Source organism: Pseudomonas sp. 3A(2025), assembly GCF_054589175.1.
In genome coordinates this window covers 177,599-197,822 of record NZ_BAAILM010000032.1, presented here as the reverse complement: position 1 = coordinate 197,822, position 20,224 = coordinate 177,599, and the positions used below count along the sequence as shown (strand labels likewise).

Genomic DNA, 20,224 nt, shown 5'->3' with positions numbered 1-20,224 from the left:
AATGGAAATGATGACCAGCGAAGGAATGTAACTGCCAATCAACTTGAAATGCCTCAGGACGTGGACCGGTGAACGCATCCATGCCAATCGTATTGAGCCGATTCTACTCTCATCCTTGGCAAATGGTGCTGCCACAGGGAAGAAATATGGCAGTTAGCCATAAATATTCTGGCGCAGGCACCTGCTATTCGTTTTTGGCCACCTCAATGCCCTGCCAGCCCCCGCCCAGCGCCGCGACCAGTTGCACGCTGGCGACCAGCCGGCTTTGCAGTACATTCAGCACGCTGCGCTCGTTGCTCAGGGCAGTGGCCTGCACATTGACTACATCGAGGTAGTCGATCAGCCCGGCCTTGAACTGGTTCTCGGTCAGGCGCATGGACTCACGCGCCGCCGCCAGGGCTTCGTCGCGCACCGCCGCTTCGCGCTCGTAGACTTCGAGCTGGACCATGTAGTTTTCCACCTCCTGGAAGCCATTCAGCACGGTCTGCCGGTACTGGGCCACGGTCTGGTCGTAGACCGCCTCGACCCGATCGACCTCGGCCGAGCGCTTGCCCGCATCGAACAGGGTCAGGGCCAGTTGCGGACCAACCGACCAGAAGCGGTTGGGTGTGGTGATCCAGCTGGAAAACGCGCTACTGCTGTAGCCACCGCTGAGGCTCAGGGTCAGATCAGGAAAGAAAGCGGCCTTGGCCACGCCGATATTGGCGTTGGCGGCCATGACCGAACGTTCGGCGGCGGCGATGTCCGGACGGCGCTCAAGCAAGGTCGACGGCACGCCCACCGGAATGGCCGGCAGTTGCGGAATGTCGGTGCTGGCTTGCAGATTGAATTCGGCCGGCGACAGGCCCATCAGCACGGCAATCGCGTTCTCGTACTGGGCGCGCTGCCAGGCCAGATCGATCAGATCGGCCTCGGTGCTTTTGAGCTGGGTCTGGGCCTGAGCCACCGACTCGCGCCCAATAATGCCGGCGCGGTACTGGTTCTGAGTCAGTTTGAGGGAGCGCTCATACGCCTTGACCGTGGCTTCAAGCAGACGCTTTTGTTCGTCGATGACGCGCAATTGCAGGTAGTTTTGCACCAGTTCCGACTGCAGGCTCAGGCGCATGGCCGCCAGATCTGCCTGGCTTGCGTCGGCGCTGGCGCTGTCGGCCTCGTTAGTGCGGCGTAACTTGCCCCAGACGTCAGCCTCCCAGCTCACGCCCAGTTGCGCGTTGTAGGTATCGCGAATGCCGCTGTTGCTGCTCGACAGGCTCGAACTGCTGCTGCCGGTGCCTTGCGCCGAACGGGTCTTGCCCGTGGTCAGGTCCAGGGTTGGAAACAGCGAAGCGCGAGAGCTGCGCACCAGCGCCTGGGCCTGACGGTACTGGGCTTCGTACTGCGCGACCGTCTGGTTCGAGCGGTTAAGCCGCTCGACCAGTTGATTGAGCTGCGCATCCTGGTAAATCTGCCACCAGGCACCACGGGCCAGGGCGTCGCTGGGATTGGCCTGACGCCAGCCTTCTGCGGCCTTGAACTGCGCCGTGGTGTCGAATGTCGGCTTTTGATAATCGGGCCCGACCGTACAGGCACCGAGCAGCAGCACGCACAGGCCTGCGGCTAACGGGCGCAACAGCCAGCGTGGCGAGGAAGAAGTGGCCGGGCGATGGGTCATAGCGGAGTTTCCAGGGCAGCATCGGTACGCACGCCACGCCAGTGGTTGAAGCGGTGGCGCAGGTTGTCCAGGTAGAGGTAAACCACCGGGGTGGTGTAGAGGGTCAGGATCTGGCTGAACACCAGACCGCCGATAATCGTCAGGCCCAGCGGCTGGCGCATTTCCGACCCTTCGGCAGTGCCCAGCAGCAACGGCAAGGCGCCAAGGATCGCGGCAATGGTGGTCATCAGAATCGGCCGCAGGCGCTGCAGGCACGCGCGGCGGATCGATTCCTGCGGGCTCATGCCCTGCTCACGCTCAAGTTGCAGCGCCAGGTCGATCATCATGATGGCATTTTTCTTGACGATGCCGATCAACAAGAACAGGCCCAGCAAGGAAATAAGGCTGAAGGCCGAGCCGACCGCGAAGATACTCAGCAAGGCGCCCACCCCCGCCGACGGCAGGGTCGACAGAATCGTCAGCGGGTGAATATAGCTTTCGTAAAGAATCCCCAGCACCAGATAGACCAGCACCAGCGCGCCCAGAATCATCCATGGCTGGCTCTTTTGAGTCGCAGCGAAGGCATCGCCGGTGCCTGCCATCTTCGAGATCACTTCGGTCGGCAAGCCCACTGTCGCCACTGCACGTTCGATGGCCGCCGTGGCCTGATCCAGAGTCACGCCCTCGGCCAGGTCGAAGGAGATATCATCCGAAGCGAACAGCCCCTCGTGCGACACACGGTCATCTTCGAGGCTGTTCTGATAATGGGCGATGGTCGACAGCGGCACGCGGTCGCCATTGGCGGTGATCACCTTGATCTGGTCCAGCGTGCTCGGGTCCTGGGAGTACCTGGTATTGACCTCCATGACCACCTTGTACTGGTTCAGGGCGTCATAAATGGTCGACACCTGGCGCTGGCTGTAGGCGTTGTTGAGCACGGCAGTGACCATCTGCATGTCGATACCCAGGCTCTTGGCCCGGTCGCGGTCGACAATCAGGGTGATCTGCGGCGCGCCACGGCCTTCGCGGGCATCGATGGCGGTCAGTTGCGGCAGGGCACGGAATGCGGCCACCACCTTGGGGTACCACTCGCGCAGGCTGGCCAGGTCGCCACTTTGCAGCACGTACTGGTACTGGGAACTGGCCTGATCGCGCACGCCGCCAAGCTGAATATCCTGATCAGCCTGCAGGAACAGCCGGCCGCCAGGAATCTGCGGCAGGTTCTTGCGCAACCGCTCGACGATTTTCTCCGATGACAATTTGCGCTCGCTGAGCGGCTTGAGGCGCACGATCATGAAAGCGTTGTTGGTGCCGCCGCTACCGCCGATAAAACCTGCCACGCTCTGCACGGCAGGGTCGGCCAGCATCGAGCGACGGAAGATCTCCATCTTTGGCTGCATCACTGTGAACGACAGGCCGTCGTCACCACGAATGAAGCCCATGATCTGCCCGGTGTCCTGCTGCGGCAGGAAGGTCTTGGGCACCATCACGTACAAGGCGATATTCACCGCGATGGTGACCAGCAGGCTGGCCAGGGTCAGGCGCGGATGGCGCAATACCCAGCCCAGGCTGCGGTCGTAGCCGGCCACCATGCGTTCGTTGACCCGGTCGCTCCAGCGCTGCATGGCGTTACGCTTATGCTCAGCCTGCGGCTTGAGCCAGCGACCGCAGAGCATTGGCGTCAGGGTCAGCGAGACCACCAGCGACACCAGGATCGCCACCGACAGGGTGATGGAGAACTCGCGGAACAGGTTTTCCACCAGCCCGCCCATGAACAGAATCGAAATGAACACCGCAACCAGCGATACGTTCATCGACAGCAGCGTGAAGCCCACTTCCTTGGCACCAATGTAAGCCGCCTGCATCGGCGTCTTGCCGTCATCGATGTGCCGGGTAATATTCTCCAGCACCACGATGGCATCGTCGACCACCAGCCCCGTCGCGAGGATCAGCGCCATCAACGACAGGTTGTTCAATGAAAAGCCGCACAGGTGCATGACCGCAAAGGTGCCGATCAACGAGACCGGCACCGCCAGGGTCGGAATCAGCGAAGCGCGCAGATTACCCAGAAACAGGAACACCACCATGATCACCAGCACCACGGCGATCAACAGGGTCAACTCGGCCTCGTGCAGCGTGGCCTTGATCACCGGCGAGCGGTCCTGGCCGACATCCAGGCTGACACTGGCCGGCAACACAGCGCGCAGGGCCGGCAACTGGTCCTTGATGTCCTGCACGGTCTGGATGATGTTGGCGCCCGGCTGGCGGTTGATGACCAGCAACACCGCCGAGCGATCATTGTAGAAGCCGCTGTTGTAGCGGTTCTCGACCGCATCGCTGACCTTGGCCACATCGCTGAGGCGTAACGCGGCACCGTTCTGATAGCGAATGATCAGCGGCGCGTAGTCCTTGGCCTTTTCCAGCTGGTCGTTGGCCTGCACCTGCCAGTTGAACTGATCGGTTTCGACAAAGCCCTTGGGCCGGCGCACGTTGCCATTGCTGATGGTGGTACGCACTTCGTCCAGCGACACACCGTACTGCTCCAGCAGATGCGGCTCCAGTTCGATACGCACCGCCGGCAGCGAACTGCCACCGATCTGCACCTCGCCCACGCCCTGCACCTGGGCCAGGCTTTGCGAGAGGATGGTCGAGGCCAGGTCGTAGAGCTGGCCTTTGCTCAGCACATCGGAGGTCAGCGCCAGCACCATGATCGGCATCTGCGACGGGTTGACCTTCTTGTAGGTCGGCATGCTGCGCATACCGCTGGGCAGCAGGTTACGCGCGGCGTTGATGGCGGCTTGCACTTCGCGGGCAGCGGCATTGATGTCGCGGCCCTGCTCGAAAACCAGGTTGACCCGCGTCGAGCCCTGACTGGAACTGCTGGTCATCGTGGTCACGCCGGCAATGACGCCCAGCGAGCGCTCCAGCGGTGTGGCGACACTGGAGGCCATGATCTCCGGGCTGGCACCGGCCAGGCTGGCGGTGATGGTGATCACCGGAAAATCCATGTTCGGCAGCGGCGCGACCGGCAGCAGGCGAAAGCTGAACGCACCCAGCAACATGATCGCCAGGCTCAGCAGCATGGTGGCGACCGGACGACTGATAAACGGCGCCGACAGATTCATGCGTCGACCTGTGGTGCAGTGTGCGCGGTTTCAGGCTTGCGACCCCAGCGCCGTCCCAACCGGTCAAAGTACAGGTAGATCACCGGCGTGGTGAACAGCGTAAGCACCTGGCTGACCAGCAGCCCGCCGACCATCACCAGACCCAGCGGCTGACGCAATTCGGCACCGGAACCGGTGGCCAGCATCAGCGGCACGGCGCCAAACAGCGCGGCCAGCGTGGTCATCAGAATCGGCCGGAAGCGCAACAGCGCTGCCTCATAGATGGCCGTGCGCGGGTCGATGCCACGGTTGCGCTCGGCCTCCAGGGCAAAGTCGATCATCATGATGGCGTTTTTCTTGACGATGCCGATCAGCAGGATGATGCCGATAATGGCGATCATCCCCAGGTCGTTGCCGGTCAGCAGCAGCGCCAGCAAGGCACCGACCGCAGCGGACGGCAGGGTCGAAAGAATGGTGATCGGGTGAATGTAGCTCTCGTAAAGCACCCCGAGCACGATGTACATGGTCACCACGGCAGCGAGCACCAGCAACAGCGTGCTCGACAACGAGGCCTGGAAGGCTTCGGCCGCGCCCTGGAAGCGCGTCTGCACGCCCAGCGGCATGCCGATATCCTTTTGCACTTGCTCGATGATTTTGACCGCTGCGCCCAGTGATACATCGGGCGCCAGGTTGAACGACATCATCACCGCCGGAAACTGCCCCAGGTGACTGATCGCCAGTTGCGCCTGGCGCTGTTCGATACGCGTCAGGCTCGACAGCTTGACCTGTGTGTCATCGCTGGTCTTGACGTGGATCTGCTCCAGCGCCGCCGGGCCCAGTTCGTTGGCATAAGCGGACTGCAACACCACCCGGTACTGGCTGGCCTGGGTATAGATCGTCGAAATCTGCCGCTGGCCAAAGGCATCGTACAGCGCGTCGGTGATGGCGGAGACGCTGACGCCCAGACGGCTGGCGGCATCGCGGTCGATGGCCAGGTACACCTGCAAACCCTTGTCTTGCAGGTCGGTGGCGACATCGGTCAATTCCGGGCGCTGCTGCAAGGCTTGTTGCAGGCGCTCGCTCCACTCGCCGAGCAGGTCGGCATCGGGTGACGACAGGCTGAACTGGTACTGGGTACGGCTGACCCGGTCTTCGATGGTCAGGTCCTGCACCGGCTGCAAATACAAGCGGATATCGGCCAGTTGATCCAGTTGCGGTTGCAGGCGCTGGATCACCTGGCTGGCAGTCAGGTCGCGCAGCTTGTGCGGCTTGAGATTGATCAGCATACGCCCGCTGTTAAGCGTGGCGTTATCGCCGTCGACGCCGATGTAGGACGACAGGCTTTCGACCGCCGGGTCCTGAAGAATAATCGCAGCCAGCGCTTGCTGGCGCTCACTCATGGAGGTGAACGACACCGATTGCGGCGCTTCGCTGATGCCCTGGATCACGCCGGTGTCCTGCACCGGAAAGAAGCCCTTGGGCACGGCCATGTACAGCACCACGGTCAGCGCCATGGTGCCGATGGCCACCAGCAGGGTCAGTGCCTGATGGTTCAATACCCATTTCAGCTTGCCGGCGTACACCTCGATCAGCCAGTCGATCCAGGCGCCGCTGGCACGGTAGAACCTGCCCTGCTCTTCTTCCCTGGGTTCACGCTTGAGCAGGCGCGCGCACATCATCGGCGTGAGGGTCAGCGACACCACAAGGGAAATCAGGATGGCCACGGCCAGGGTAATGGCAAATTCGCGGAATAGCCGGCCGACCACATCGGCCATGAACAACAGCGGAATCAGTACGGCAATCAGCGACAGGGTCAGCGAGATCAGGGTGAAACCGATCTGCTTTGCCCCCTTGAGCGCCGCTTGCATCGGCGTAGCGCCTTCCTCGATGTGCCGGGAAATGTTCTCCAGCATGACAATCGCATCGTCCACCACAAAGCCGGTGGCGATGGTCAGGGCCATCAAGGTCAGGTTGTTGATCGAAAAGCCGGCCAGGTACATGACGCCAAAGGTGCCGATCAACGACAGCGGTACGGCAATCGACGGAATGATCGTGGCGCTGATACGGCGCAGGAACACGAAGGTGACCAGCACCACCAGCATGACGGCGAACACCAGTTCATGCTGGACATCGGTGACCGCCGCGCGGATGGTCTGGGTGCGGTCGGTCAGCACGATCACATCCAGCCCGGCCGGCAGGTTGTCGGTGACGCTGGGCAACATGGCCTTGATGTCGTCGACCACCTGAATGACGTTGGCACCCGGCTGGCGCTGGATATTGAGCAGCACCGCCTGATTCTGGTTGGCCCAGGCCGCCAGACGATCGTTCTCGGCACCGTCGGTGATCTGTGCAACGTCCTTGAGGCGCAAGGGCGCGCCGTTGCTGTAGGCCAGAATCAGGTTGGCGTACTCGTCGGCCGACTTGAGCTGGTCGTTGGCGTCGAGCATCGAGGTGCGAATCGGGCCGTCGAAGTTGCCCTTGGGCTGGTTGACGTTGGAGGCGCTGATCAGGCTGCGCACATCGCTCAGGTTCAGGCTGTTGGCCGCCAGCGCTTGCGGGTTGACCTTGATCCGTACCGCCTGACGCTGACCACCGGCAATACTGACCATGCCGACGCCGCTGACCTGAGAGATCTTCTGCGCCATGCGCGTGTCGACCAGCTCATTGAGCTGCGGCAGCGGCATGACTCTGGAGGTGATTGCCAGGGTCAGCACCGGGGTATCGGCCGGGTTGACCTTGTTGTACACCGGCGGCGCCGGCAAGTCGGTGGGCAGCAGGTTAGTGGCGGCATTGATCGCGGCCTGCACTTCCTGCTCGGCGACATCCATGCTCAGGTCCAGACTGAAGCGCAAGGTGACCACCGAGGCACCGCCGGAACTGGTCGAGGCCATCTGGGTCAGGCCGGGCATCTGCCCGAATTGCCGCTCCAGCGGCGCAGTTACCGCACTGGTCATCACTTGCGGGCTGGCGCCGGGGTACAGGGTAATGACCCGGATGGTCGGGTAATCGACCTGCGGCAACGCCGAAACCGGCAGCAAGGTGTAGGCAATCAGACCTGCCAGCACCAGAGCCAGCATGCTCAGCGTGGTGGCGACCGGGCGCAGGATGAACAGGCGCGACATATTCATGCTTGAGTCTTGCCTGCTGTGCTGGCAGCGGCCGAGCTGTCAGGCCCCTTGGCTGGCTGGCCCTGCAGCTTCTGACCGGGCGTTACCGGCACATCCTTGCTGTCGCTGACCACCTCGACGGTGCTGCCATCGCGCAGGCGGTCGGTGCCTTCGAGCACCACCTGGGTGCCGGCGGCCAGGCCTTCGGTGACCACCGTGAACTGCTCGTTACCGGGGCCGGTCTTGAGCTTGCTGATCCTGACCTTGTTGTCACCGTCCAGGGCATAGACAAAGGTACCCTGGGTGCCGAACTGAATGGCGGCGGTCGGCACCAGTACGGCTTGTTTCAGGGTATTGGCCAGCAGACGCACATTGACGAACTGGTTGGGCAGCAAGGATTCGTCACGGTTATCGAAACGCGCCTTGAATTTCAGGGTGCCAGTGGTGGCATCGATCTGGTTATCGAGGCTGGCCAGTACGCCGGTGGCCTGCTGTTTCTTGTCACCACGGTCCCAGGCTTCGACCGGCAGTTGATCGCCACTGCGGTAACGGCTGATGACCGGCGGCAGCTCGGTTTCAGGCAGGGTAAAATTCACCGAAATCGGTTGGGTCTGGGTGATGACCACCAGGGCTGTGGTGTCATTGGCGGCCACCAGGTTGCCCATGTCGAGCTGTTTGAGGCCTACACGCCCGGCAATGGGTGCACGAATGCGGGTGAATTCCAGGTTCAGGCGCGCTTCATTGACCGCCGCCTGATTGGTCTTGATCGTGCCCTGGTACTGATTGACCAGCGACTCTGCGGTGTCCAGGGTCTGCTTGGCGATGCTGTCTTCGGCAAACAGGCCGCGATAACGCTGCACGTCGATCTGGGCATTTTTCAGCAATGCCTGATTGGTCGCCAGCGTGCCTTCAGCCTGCTGCAAGGCAATCTGATAAGTGCGTGGGTCGATCTCGGCCAGCAAATCGCCCGCCTTGACCCTCTGCCCTTCCTCGAAATGAATCTTGACCAGTTCGCCGGCGACGCGGCTGCGCACATTGATGGTGTTGGTTGCGGTGACCGTGCCCAGCGCCTTGTAGTAGATCGGGAAGTCTGCCTGAGTAGCAGGCGCCACGCGCACCGGCACCGCCTGGGTCGAAGCGCCGAAGCCTGGGCGCCCGGCACCACGAGCGGGACTGCCTGCGCCGGGTCCGCCTGCCGCACCGGGCCGTCCGGCCTGCGCGGTGTTCTGCGCTGTCGAGGCAGGCCAGAACCACCAGCACAGGCCAATGATCGCCAACAGGACCAACAGACTTACCAACCAGCGACGAGAGTTACGAGGACCAGACGATTGCATGAATAAATCAACCATTGCAGGTGGGGCTTGTTCGGAGGCTGAACAATAAGCACAGACGGGTTACAAGCAAAGCGCCTTTACCAAGCGCTTACCTTCGTTAAGCTTTTGAGGCACAAGTGAAAACGGCCTGAACAATACAGGCCGTTGCGTAACGCGAGGGTCTTACTTCAGAACGGACAAGGCCGCTTCATAATTAGGCTCTTGACCGATCTCGGCTACCAGCTCGCTGTGCAGGACGTTGTCGTTTTCGTCCAGCACCACAACAGCGCGAGTGGTCAGGCCGGTCAGCGGACCGTCAGCGATGGCCACGCCGTACTGGCTGGCGAAATCGGCGCTGCGGAAGGTTGACAGGTTCTTGACGTTTTCCAGACCTTCGGAACCGCAGAAGCGCGCCTGAGCAAACGGCAGATCGGCCGATACGCACAGCACGACGGTGTTTTCAAGTTTGTTGGCTTCGGCGTTGAAGGTGCGCACCGAGGTGGCGCAGGTCGGGGTGTCGACGCTAGGGAAAATGTTCAACACCTTGCGCTGGCCGGCAAAGTCAGCCAGTGCCACGTTGGCCAGGCCCGCGCCTACCAGTGTAAAGGCCGGGGCAGTGCTGCCCACTGCCGGCAGTTCGCCCTGGATGCTGACCGGGTTGCCCTTGAGGGTTACTTGAGCCATGAAGCGGAGTCCTTTTGGAGAAGAAAAGAACCGGCAGTTAAGCATGAAAATGCTTCGCGATATAGCGCGGATGGCTGCCAGTTCTGTCTCTTATTATCTCTCGTCAAGCTCCGTCGGTCAGAAGTCCCTCTTGTAGAAGATATCCAGCGAACTGGCCAGGCCACTGGCCGCCTCCAGGTACACCCGTTTACTCAGCAGATAACGCAGGGCAATGGTATTGGCCGGCTCGAACACCCCGACACCGTAGCGCAGGCTCAGCTTGTCGGTGATCTTGCCGCTGGCCACCACACTGGTCTTGTCACCGGAACCCGAGGTGTCCAGCTCGAAGTCCTTGATGCCCAGGTTACTGGCCAGTTTGCCGGTCGCCCCGGAACTGCCTGCCACCCCGAGCGCCAAGGCGGCCTGGGCAACCATATTGCTGTCTTCGCTGTTAGTGCCCATCGGCCGCCCCATGACCAGATAGGACAGCGCCTGCTCCTGGCTCATGGCCGGCTCCGAGAACACCTCAGTGGTGGGCTGTTCGGCACTGCCGGTCAGGCGGATACCGGCCACCACTTCATCGACCTGGCGAATCGCTTCAATGTCCAGGTAGGGCTGATCGACAGGTCCTGCAAACAACAACCGCGCTTTGCGAATCGTCAGGCGCTGGCCGTAAGCCCGGTAGCGACCATCATTGAGGTTAAGCTCGCCACGGGTGTCCATGTTGTCGCCGATGTGCACACGACCTGCCAGATTAGCGGTCAGACCAAAGCCGGAAAAGGCCAGTTGCTCCTTGCCCACCAGCACATCGATGTCCATCGCCATGGCGAGTGGCGGCGTGCCCTGCTCGGTCTGCTGCCCGACGATGACCGTGTCCTGCGACACCTTGACGGTCGACGGTGGCAGTTCGCGCACGGTGATCTTGCCCTTGGGCACCTGTACCGTGCCGGCGATTTTCAGTTGGTCATCCTGCAGGGTAATCGCCAGATCCGGTGCCGCCTCAAGCTCGGCATACGGTTGGACTACAATCGGCAGACGCGAACCCTTGAGACGAATATCCACCGCCAGCGCGCTACCCCAGGCCACCTGCCCGCCGATGCTGCCAACGCCGGTCGCACCGCTTTTCCAGCCGCCATCGAGTTGCACGTTTTCGCCGGCAATTTGTGCGGTGAGGCGCAGGTCCTGCAATTGAATCGGCAATTCAGGCCCTGACACTTCGCCACCCGACAGGGTCAGATTGCCATTGACCTGCGGCGCCAGCAGACTGCCGGAAATGCGCCCGCTGCCGTTGAGACGCCCGTTCAGGGTTTCGACCATGGGCGCGAACGGTCGCGCCACCGAGATGTCCACGGCACTCAGGGTAAAGTCGCCAGTGACCGGCTTATCGCGTGCCACCGGATCGATGCGCGCATTGAGCAGCAGGCGCCCCAGGCGGTTACCGTCGAACTCCAGCCGGGAATCGATGCGCTTGGGCGTCAGGCTGCTGGTCAGCTTGAGGGTGCTGTAGGGGAAGTCCAGCCACTGTTGCTTGTCACGGATACGCAACGTGCCGCCCCCGGCATCGACGCTGATCTGGCCACTGGGGCCGGCGGCTGGCACATCGAGCGAGACGTCGGCATTGACCTGGCCTTTCCAGGCGAAGTCCTTGGGCATCCACTGTGCCAGACTGTCGAGCGGGAAGTTTTTCAGGCGATAACGCAAGCGTGGGTCGGGCATCAGCCGCTGGTTATCGCCGCACAGGCTGGCCGCGCCGGATACAAAGCAATGCGCGCCAAAATTGACGGTGCCATTGGCCAGGCGCTCAAGCCGTGCCGGCGCCTGCAAGCGCCAGTGCTGGCCACCGCTTTGCACATCGCCACTGACCAGCCGGCCGCGCCAGTTGTCTTTATCGACGCCGCCATCGAGCGCCAGCGCCAGTTTCAGCAACGGACCTTGCAGGTCGAGCTTGAGCTGCTGGGCCTTGAGCGTGCCCTGACCGTCGACCAGCAAGCTACCGAGTTGCGTATCGCCCGCCTGGATAGCCTCGCCTTTCAGGTTCAGGGTCGCGCGCTGAGCCGCGTCGAGCTTGCCGGCAAGGCTCAGGCGTCGCAGGCGATTGTCCTGAAACGCCAGAGCATTGCCTTGCAGGTTCAACTGACCTTGCGGCGCTTGCAGCGTACCAGCCGCATCCAGTCGCCCTTTGACTGCGCCTTGCAGGCCCGGCCAGAGTTGCGCCAGCCTCGGCAGGTCCAGATCGAGCTGCCCGCGCAGTTGCTGCGCCAGGCTGCCAGTGCCTTGAATACGGTTATCGCCCAGACGCACCAGCAACGTGTCGAGCTTCCATTGCTGTCCATCACCAGCGGCCTTGGCCTGCAACGCCGCCGGCTGACCACGCAAGCGACCGTTAAGGTCGAGGTCGGCTTGCAGATCGAGCTTGTCGCCCTTGAGGCTGCCTTTACTGCGCAAGGGGCCGCCCAGCGTGCCGGGCAGTTCGGCAACCCAAAAGGCCGGGTTCAAGGCGCTCAGTTTCAGGTCGGTGTCCCACCCCACGCCGTCGGCGAAATTCAGGTTCAGGTAGCCGCTGGCCTTGCCCTGCCCCGCCACCAGTTCCAGTTGCGGCAGATAGACCGATTGCAGGTCGCCACTGAACGGGCTTTGCAGCGTGAACGCGCCTGCCGGACCATCGGCCCTGGCATTGAAGTTACCCAGGTACTTGCCATCGGTGTACGAGACCAGCCCCTTGAACTGACGCAGTGCGACCTCAGGCTCGGCAATGGCCGGGTACAACCGGTGCCAAGGGAAGTCCAGCCAGTCCAGCGTGGCATCGGCCTTGAAGCCTTCAGCCCAGCCCAGTGTGCCCTTGAGGGACACATGCTGTTTTTCGCTGGCGGTCAGGTCCAGCGCCGCAATCTCGGCACCTTTGGCATCGACCTTGCCACGCAGCAACAGCGCCACCGGGCTTTTTTCAGCCGGCAGGCTGGCATTGCCCTGCAACTGATAACCGGCGGCCAGATCGCCCTTGGCTACCAGGTTGAGTTTTTCCAGGGTCAGGGTGTCCGGCAGGTCGGGCGTGGCTTTAAAGCTGTCGACCACCAGGTTCACTTGCGCCGGCAGGTTGTCCGCCAGCGGTTGCAGTTCGCCGGTCAGCAGGCCTTCCAGATAACCGCTGCTTCGCGCCTTGAGCTGCAAGGTCTTGAGCAGTTCACCCTGCACGTCCAGCGCCAGGGTCCAGTTCTGTTCGCCTTGAGCCGGCAATTGCAACTGGCCGCTCAGATTCAGCGGCCAGTCGCCGCCGGGCGTGAGCAAACCGGCCAGTTCCAGATGCAACTCATCGCGCTGCAAATAAACCCGGTCGATCTTTAAACCCTCCGCGGTCCAGTGCGCAGCCAGTTGCAGGTCTTGCAACTGATCGACACCATCGAGTTGCAGGCTGGCGATCTGGATGTCCTGCACTTCGATGGCCAGCGGCAGATTCAGGTCCGGCAAGGTCAAGGGGCCGGCAGACTCGCTGGGCTCACTGGCCGGCAATTGCAGGCTGACTTGCCCGGTGTGCAGCTTTTCGATGCACAGGGTCATGCGCCACAGGCAGGCCGGCGACCAGCTCAGTTGCGGCGCCTCGATGGCCACCCGCTGTTCACCCTGCTGCCAGAGCAGCCGCTCGGCCTGCCAGTTGCCGCCCAGGTGGCCAGTGAACTGCTCGACCTGCAAACCAGGCACACGCTCAAGCAGCCATTGACTGCCACGCTGAGTCCCCAGCACAACCGCCAGGGTCAGGCTTATTAATAAAAGTACGGCCAGCAAGCTGGCCGCGGTGATGATCAGACCACGCTTGAGGCGTGTATTCATAATTCCGGTCCCATGGAAAAGTGCAGGCGTACGCCGCCATCGCCGTCCAGCGGATGGGCCAGGTCGAGGCGTATCGGCCCGACCGGCGACACCCAGCGCACACCAACGCCCACGCCGGTTTTCAGGCTGGGCATGTCCAGGCTGTTAAAGGCGTTACCCTGATCGACAAACGTCGCCAGCCGCCACTTTTCCGCAATCGAATACTGGTACTCGGCACTGGCCGCGACCATGTAACGCCCGCCAATGCGATCGTCATCGGAGTTGGTTGGCGACAGGGTCTGATAGTCATAACCACGCACACTTTGGTCACCACCGGCAAAGAAGCGCAGTGACGGCGGAATCGACGAATAACCATTGGTCCAGTTGCCGCCGACCTGTACCCGCCCCAGGAAGCGATGATCGCGCCCTACCGTGGTCAAGCCCTTGAGCAACGCACTGCCACGCAGCAGGTTGGTGTCGGACAGCGCACCTTCGGCCGCCACTTGCGCGTCGAATTGCAGGCGGTAACCGTTTTGCGGATCGATACGGTTATCGCTGCGCAAGAACGAATAGCTCACCCCCGGCATCAATAGCGTGCTCAGGCCCGAGTCATCGCCCAAGCGATATTCTTCACGCTGCCACTTGAGCGACAGCACCCGCTCCCAGCCACTGGGCAACTTGCTGTGCCATTCAGGGCCAAGGGTCAGCAGCTTGCTGAGCGTGTCAGTGCCGGCGATCTCTTCATATTGATAGCCACCGGCAAAGCGCAGCTTGTCGGTCAGCGGCGGGTCCAGCGGAATGTCGTACCACAGGCCGATATTCTGCCGGGGCGCCGACAGCTCGGACTCGAAGCCATAGCTATGGCCTTGCGGGTTGGCCCAGTGACGGGTCCAGTTGGCTTTGCCACGTGGCCCCACATCGGTCGAAAAACCCAGGCCCAGGCCCATGGTGCGCGGCTTGCGGGTTTCGAGCTGGACATTGACCGGGATCGCCTGGCCCACGGCCGTGGTCGGCGTTGCATCGACACGCACGCCTTCGAAGTAACCGCTGGACTGCATCGCCTGATTGAGGTCAACGATCAGTTGCGAATCGTAAGGCGTGTTCTCTTTGAACGGCACCATGCGCTTGAGCAGGTCGGGATCAAGCGGCGTATCGCCACTGAAGGTCACCTGCCCCAGGGTGTAACGCGGGCCACTGTCGTAGACCAGATCGATATCCGCCACCCCACCCTGCGGGTCGACCGACAATTGCTGGTGGGTAAAACGCCCACTGAAAAAACCATAGCGCGAGGCCTGGTTCTGGATGAGCTTCTTGGCGTCTTCGTAAAACCCGTGATTGAGCGGACGGCCCGGCTGCAACGCTGAGCTTTTCGGCACCTTGAACGCTGCCATCGAGGCCGCCGGCCCTTCGACCCGCACCACAACATTGCGCAGGCGCACGGGTTCGCCGGGCTCGATACGGATGATCAGTTGTGGCTGCTGGCCATCCTTGACCTCGGTGTCGATCCGCGCCTGGTAGTAACCCAGCGCCTGCGCAGCGGTGCGGGCCTGTTGCACCGCCCCCAGACTGAACTGCTCCAGCGCCTGGGCATCGCGCTCACCCAGGCTGCCGATGTAGCCCTCGACATTTTCCTTGAGCGCCGCGTTGGCGGGCGTGACATTGACCTGTAAACGCGCCTCGGCATGCACCGTGGCACTCAACGACAGGACAAACAAACTGCTGAATATTCTAAAAGGCTTCATGGGTCCGGATGCTAACACGACTCAATGGCGGCGCCGCCCACAGGAGGGACAAGCACCCGCACATCACGTCGGGGTTTTACCACTCATGCACTGATCATGTCGTTCATGTAGCGGCGTGAGTCACAGCCCGAGGGCTGGGATGAAAAAACACATGCTCACGAATCGGCCCGACCGTTACCTCACCGATTTCCTCGTAGCCCTGCTGTTTATAGAATTCAAGATAGCGGGGATTTCCGGTGTCGAGGACAACACCACGCGAATGTTCGTCTACCGCGCACCATTCATGCAGTGTCTGCAACAACTTCTCACTCAATTGCTGGCCCATGCGCTGGCCCTGATACGCAGGGTCCAGCCCTACCAGTGGCAATACATGCACCGCTTGCGAGGGCAGGCAGGCCAGCACGGCGTTGTAATAGTCCAGATAGCGCTGGGTGCAGCTCAGACCCGTACTGAGCACCATGCGCAAGCGCCAGGCCCAGCTCTCGGTGATGCCCAGACGGCGTTGCGGCGGCGCAATCAGCGCCACTCCCGCCAGACGGTCTTCGACAAACAGGCCCAGGGCCGGCAGGTCTTGCAGGAAATGCTGCTTGACCAGCGCATTGACCGTGGCTTTGACCCGCTGCTCGTAGCCGGCGCGCTTGTTATTGAAGACATAGGCAAAGTTCGGGTCATTGCGGTAGACCTGAAACAGCAGATTGCGGGTCTCACGCGAGTAACCGCTATCAAGCTGGCGAATATCGATCTGGGAAACGGTGGATTCAGGCATACGGCAAAACCTCGTATTAGCGGCAGTGCAAAAAATGCGCAACTGGCATGCACAGGCTCAGAGTCCTTGATCTTCGCGACAGTTCCAGAAATCTGATGGCGATGTAATAACCGCTTGCACACTGGCCGCAAACGGCCGGGTCAGCTAGCATCGCGGTCTCGTTTTCGCTTCAGGATTGTGTGCTTTATGAAAATCATCTCGTTCAACATAAATGGCCTGCGCGCCCGGCCGCATCAACTGGCGGCACTGATCGAGAAATACCAGCCTGACGTGATCGGCCTGCAAGAAACCAAAGTGTCCGACGAGCAGTTCCCCCAGGCTGAAATCGAGGCCTTGGGCTACCACGTTCACTACCATGGGCAAAAAGGCCATTACGGCGTGGCCCTGTTGTCGCGCAATGCCCCGCTGGCATTGCACAAGGGCTTCGAGGGCGATGACGAAGAGGCGCAGAAACGCTTTATCTGGGGCACATATGCCGACGCCAACGGCCAGCCGGTCACCATCATGAATGGCTATTTCCCCCAGGGCGAAAGCCGCGACCACCCGACCAAGTTTCCTGCCAAGCAACGCTTCTACAATGATTTGCAAGCGCTGCTGGAAAGCCGCTTCAGCAATGATCAGCCGCTGGTGGTCATGGGCGACGTGAACATCTCGCCCGAGGACTGCGACATCGGCATCGGCGCCGACAACGCCAAACGCTGGTTGAAAACCGGCAAATGCAGCTTTTTGCCCGAAGAGCGCGAATGGATGGCACGCCTGAAGAACTGGGGCCTGGTCGACAGCTTCCGCTACCTGCATCCAGAGGTGAATGACCGCTTCAGCTGGTTCGACTACCGCAGCCGTGGTTTCGAGGACCAACCCAAGCGCGGCCTGCGGATCGACCTGATCATGACCTCATTGGGGTTGCAACCACGCATCAAGGCAGCCGGCGTGGATTACGACCTGCGCGGCATGGAAAAGCCCTCTGACCACGCGCCGATCTGGCTGGAGTTGAGCTAAACCGCAGCGTCATCGCCCAGTCATATTTGTGTCTTATTCTGCCCGCACCTTTCATGATTCAAGGTGATGCAGATGCTGCGTATCGTGCTTTGCGCACTCCTGCTGAGCAGTACCCTGCTGGCTCACGCGGCATCTGACGCTTCGACGCAGGTGCTGAGGCTGCTGGGCTCCAACACCCTTAATGCGCAATTGGGCCCGGCGCTGATCGAAGGCCTGATGCGCCAGCGTGGCCTGTATGCGGTCCGGACCCTGCCCGGTGCTGCGCCCAATGAAATGCAGGTGCAGGGTGTCGATGCCAGTGGCACGCTGTTTCAGGCAAGCGTGGCCGCACACGGTTCGGGCACCGGCTTTACGGCTCTGGAAAAAGGGCTGGCGGATGTCGCGGCCTCTTCGCGTCCGATCAAGGAGACAGAGCTGCAGGCGCTGGCAGGTCTTGGTGACTTGCGCAGTGCACAGGCGGAGCATGTGATCGCCATCGACGGTGTGGCGGTGATCGTGCATCCCTCTAACCCGTTGCGCCACCTGGACACCCGCACCCTGGCGCGCATTTTCAGCGGCGACATACATAATTGGCAGACGCTGGGCGGCAGGTCTGGGCGTATCACTTTATACGCACGCGACGATCAGTCCGGCACTTGGGAGACGTTTCGCGAACTGGTGCTTGGCCGCCACGACAAGCGCTTGTCGACCCATGCACGGCGCCTGGAGTCCAGCGAGCAATTGTCCGATGAAGTCAGCCGTGACCCCAACGCTATCGGCTTTATCGGCCTGCCTTATGTACGTCATGCCCGCGCCCTGGCCATCGCCGATGGCGACTCGCAGCCCATGCCGCCGAGCCTGGAACTGATTGCCACCGAGGACTATCCGCTATCGCGGCGACTGTACCTGTATCTGCCGCCGCGCCTGCAACAGCCATGGGCTCAGGCACTGGTGCATTTTGCCCAGAGCCCCGAGGGCCAGGCGATCGTCGCCGCCAGCGGCTTTGTGGCCCAGCGCGTACAGGCTATCAAGGTCCGTCCGACGGTGCAGATGCCGGGTGATTATCAGGCGCTGAGCCGGGAAGCCGAGCGGCTGTCGATCAACTTTCGCTTCGATCAGGGCAGCGCCCGGCTGGACAACAAGGCCCTGTTCGACGTGCAGCGTGTCGTCGACTTCTTGAAGGCCCACGACAAGCTGGACCGTCAGGTCACGCTTGTCGGCTTCGGCGACACCAAGGATGACCCCGAGCGCGCCACCCTCCTCTCGCGACTGCGCGCCATGGCCGTACGGCGTGAACTGCTGCGTCACGACGTGATCCTGCGTGATGTGATTGGCCTGGGCGAAGAAATGCCGGTGGCCACCAACGAGGCCGACGATGGCCGGATTCGTAACCGCAGGGTTGAGGTCTGGGTGTATTGAATCGCTGTGTGCTTGACAGCGCGGCGCTCGTCGGGCAGTACGTGCGACACATTGTCACGCAGTGTTACCCTGCACGAAAGTGTTTCTGGAAACGGGTAGCACGGAAACATCCCAGCGCTTTCAAAGAGCCATCATCAACGTGACATTTCGGCCAAAAGCCCGTTTTTCGGGGCTTTGAAAAACCTGGCACGGGTCCTGCTATATCTTTCGTACAACAAGAACAAGAAATCGCAGCAAACCAATAAAAACAAGACGTAACGGCTCTGACATAACAAGAACAACACGGACAGAGGCGCAGCCAACAGATTTTTTTGGAGTAGATAGCTTTTCGAGGCACCGCCCTCGCAACCCGTCACAAAACAACAAGACTGCGCAGGCAGCTGGAAGACAGGTTGGATCGGTTGATGAAAGCGACTCAGCGCTCAAAAAAATACGTTTGCTCTTGACCCCGCATGGGGGTCGCCAAAAGCAGTAACGGGTAAGGTCGCCAAAAACAACAACAGGCCGCCCCGAACAATAAAAAGAGCATACAAAGAAACCTTGAAGGGGAGCCCAGGCTCCCCTTCGTGCTTTCCGGGTTTTGACACACAGCCAGAAAGAATCTGCGCCATTGCTGACAGATCGGCATGGGTTGGTAAAGAAGGATTTTGACGGTGTGAAGATGGCGGGTATGTCCGCCTGACAGAGCAGGCGGAATTTTCATTTCAGAGGAGTGCAAGAAAGAGCTTGACGCTCAAATGATAATGATTATTATTGCACCAGCTGGTCGCGAGACCGGCGGGTAACCCAGGAGCCTTAGGTCGGCTCTCGGATTATCTCCTCATCAGGCTAATCACGGTTTTTGACCCGGCTTTTTGCCGGGTCTTTTTTTTGGGTGTTTCTCGTTGCTTCAGGCTAATGAAGTCTTTGCGCGTTGCGTATGGCGCGCATCATAGCAAAACAATATCGGGCTGCCTTATAGATTTTGACTTATGCCCTGATCAAATCAGGTAATTGTTGATGCTTTTCGCTTGAGAATGATTCTCGAACTCACTAAGCTAGCGAAATCATGGACGGCACACTTCAAGATGCCTTCCCCACGGAAGATCAGCGAGCGATACATCATGAGTAGCCAGCTCTCGTCCTTACTGCCAATCACCACCCAGCCAACGGCTCAAGCCAGTGCCGACACCCTCGAACTGACCCGGCGCTTGCGCAAGCTGTCGCGGCGTACGCGGCAAATTTTTTTGCTCAGTCGCCTTGAAGGCCAGTCCTACGCAGAAATTGCAGGCTTTCTCGGTGTCGATGCCAACAAGGTCGAGCGTGCCATGTTGCGCGTCATGCGCCACGCCCATCGGCCGCTGTCGGACACCGATGCACAACTGGCCGCCCATGATCAGGCCGATGCCTGGTACATCCACCTGCAAAGCCCGGCGGCGACCGCCAGCCAGCGGATCGAGTTTCGTCATTGGCTCGATGCCGACCCGGCTCACCTGGCCGCGTTCCAGGCCAGCGAACGCTTGTGGCGCCAGTTGCAGGCACCGGCAGCCCTGCTGGGCGCATCCGGCTGGCATCGGCGCAAACGCAATGCGTATCTGACCTGGTACCTGGCCACCGGCTTCGTCTGCAGCCTGATGATGACCGCCGAGGCTTTCAGCTGACCATAGTTGGCCGATTCATGACAGAACGCGGCTGACAACCCCTGTAAAGTAAGTGTCA

Annotated in this window: 11 protein-coding genes; 3 read left to right on the top strand and 8 right to left on the bottom strand. The window is 61.1% G+C overall.

Annotated elements, in window-relative coordinates:
- Window positions 1–184: 184 nt before the first annotated feature.
- The 8 genes from ACYP2A_RS13110 to ACYP2A_RS13075 all read right to left on the bottom strand — a co-directional run bounded on the left by ACYP2A_RS13110 (window position 185) and on the right by ACYP2A_RS13075 (window position 16,129).
- Window positions 185–1,651: an efflux transporter outer membrane subunit gene (locus ACYP2A_RS13110; RefSeq protein ID WP_459745494.1), complete on the bottom strand. Its 1,467-nt coding sequence runs from the start codon at window positions 1,649–1,651 to the stop codon at window positions 185–187.
- On the bottom strand, window positions 1,648–4,755 hold the full coding sequence (locus ACYP2A_RS13105; protein WP_459745492.1) for an efflux RND transporter permease subunit: 3,108 nt from the start codon (window positions 4,753–4,755) through the stop codon (window positions 1,648–1,650). The genes ACYP2A_RS13110 and ACYP2A_RS13105 overlap by 4 nt, the downstream gene beginning before the upstream one ends.
- On the bottom strand, window positions 4,752–7,862 hold the full coding sequence (locus ACYP2A_RS13100) for an MdtB/MuxB family multidrug efflux RND transporter permease subunit (RefSeq protein WP_459745490.1): 3,111 nt from the start codon (window positions 7,860–7,862) through the stop codon (window positions 4,752–4,754). Before ACYP2A_RS13100 ends, ACYP2A_RS13105 begins: the two co-directional genes overlap by 4 nt.
- A complete protein-coding gene (locus ACYP2A_RS13095; RefSeq protein WP_459745488.1) occupies window positions 7,859–9,190 on the bottom strand; it encodes an MdtA/MuxA family multidrug efflux RND transporter periplasmic adaptor subunit in 1,332 nt (443 codons plus the stop codon). Before ACYP2A_RS13095 ends, ACYP2A_RS13100 begins: the two co-directional genes overlap by 4 nt.
- A 147-nt stretch (window positions 9,191–9,337) precedes the next feature.
- Window positions 9,338–9,838 (bottom strand): thiol peroxidase, encoded by a 501-nt coding sequence (tpx, locus tag ACYP2A_RS13090; RefSeq protein WP_459745487.1) that lies wholly within the window; start codon window positions 9,836–9,838, stop codon window positions 9,338–9,340.
- Between the two features lie 117 nt (window positions 9,839–9,955).
- Window positions 9,956–13,642, bottom strand: a complete 3,687-nt coding sequence (locus tag ACYP2A_RS13085; protein WP_459745485.1) for a translocation/assembly module TamB domain-containing protein — start codon at window positions 13,640–13,642, stop codon at window positions 9,956–9,958.
- Entirely contained in the window at window positions 13,639–15,363 is a 1,725-nt protein-coding gene (locus tag ACYP2A_RS13080) for an autotransporter assembly complex protein TamA (RefSeq protein ID WP_459745483.1), read from the bottom strand. The genes ACYP2A_RS13085 and ACYP2A_RS13080 overlap by 4 nt, the downstream gene beginning before the upstream one ends.
- Before the next feature lie 103 nt (window positions 15,364–15,466).
- The gene (locus ACYP2A_RS13075; protein ID WP_459745481.1) at window positions 15,467–16,129 is read right to left on the bottom strand and encodes a GNAT family N-acetyltransferase; all 663 of its coding nucleotides are present in this window, start codon (window positions 16,127–16,129) and stop codon (window positions 15,467–15,469) included.
- A gap of 186 nt (window positions 16,130–16,315) precedes the next feature.
- Here ACYP2A_RS13075 and xthA point away from each other — a divergent pair, with 186 nt between their 5' ends.
- The 3 genes from xthA to ACYP2A_RS13060 all read left to right on the top strand — a co-directional run bounded on the left by xthA (window position 16,316) and on the right by ACYP2A_RS13060 (window position 20,166).
- Window positions 16,316–17,128: an exodeoxyribonuclease III gene (gene xthA / locus ACYP2A_RS13070; RefSeq protein WP_459745480.1), complete on the top strand. Its 813-nt coding sequence runs from the start codon at window positions 16,316–16,318 to the stop codon at window positions 17,126–17,128.
- Between the two features lie 72 nt (window positions 17,129–17,200).
- Window positions 17,201–18,526 (top strand): substrate-binding domain-containing protein, encoded by a 1,326-nt coding sequence (locus tag ACYP2A_RS13065; RefSeq protein WP_459745479.1) that lies wholly within the window; start codon window positions 17,201–17,203, stop codon window positions 18,524–18,526.
- Between the two features lie 1,103 nt (window positions 18,527–19,629).
- Window positions 19,630–20,166: a sigma factor-like helix-turn-helix DNA-binding protein gene (locus ACYP2A_RS13060; RefSeq protein WP_459745478.1), complete on the top strand. Its 537-nt coding sequence runs from the start codon at window positions 19,630–19,632 to the stop codon at window positions 20,164–20,166.
- Window positions 20,167–20,224 lie beyond the last annotated feature (58 nt).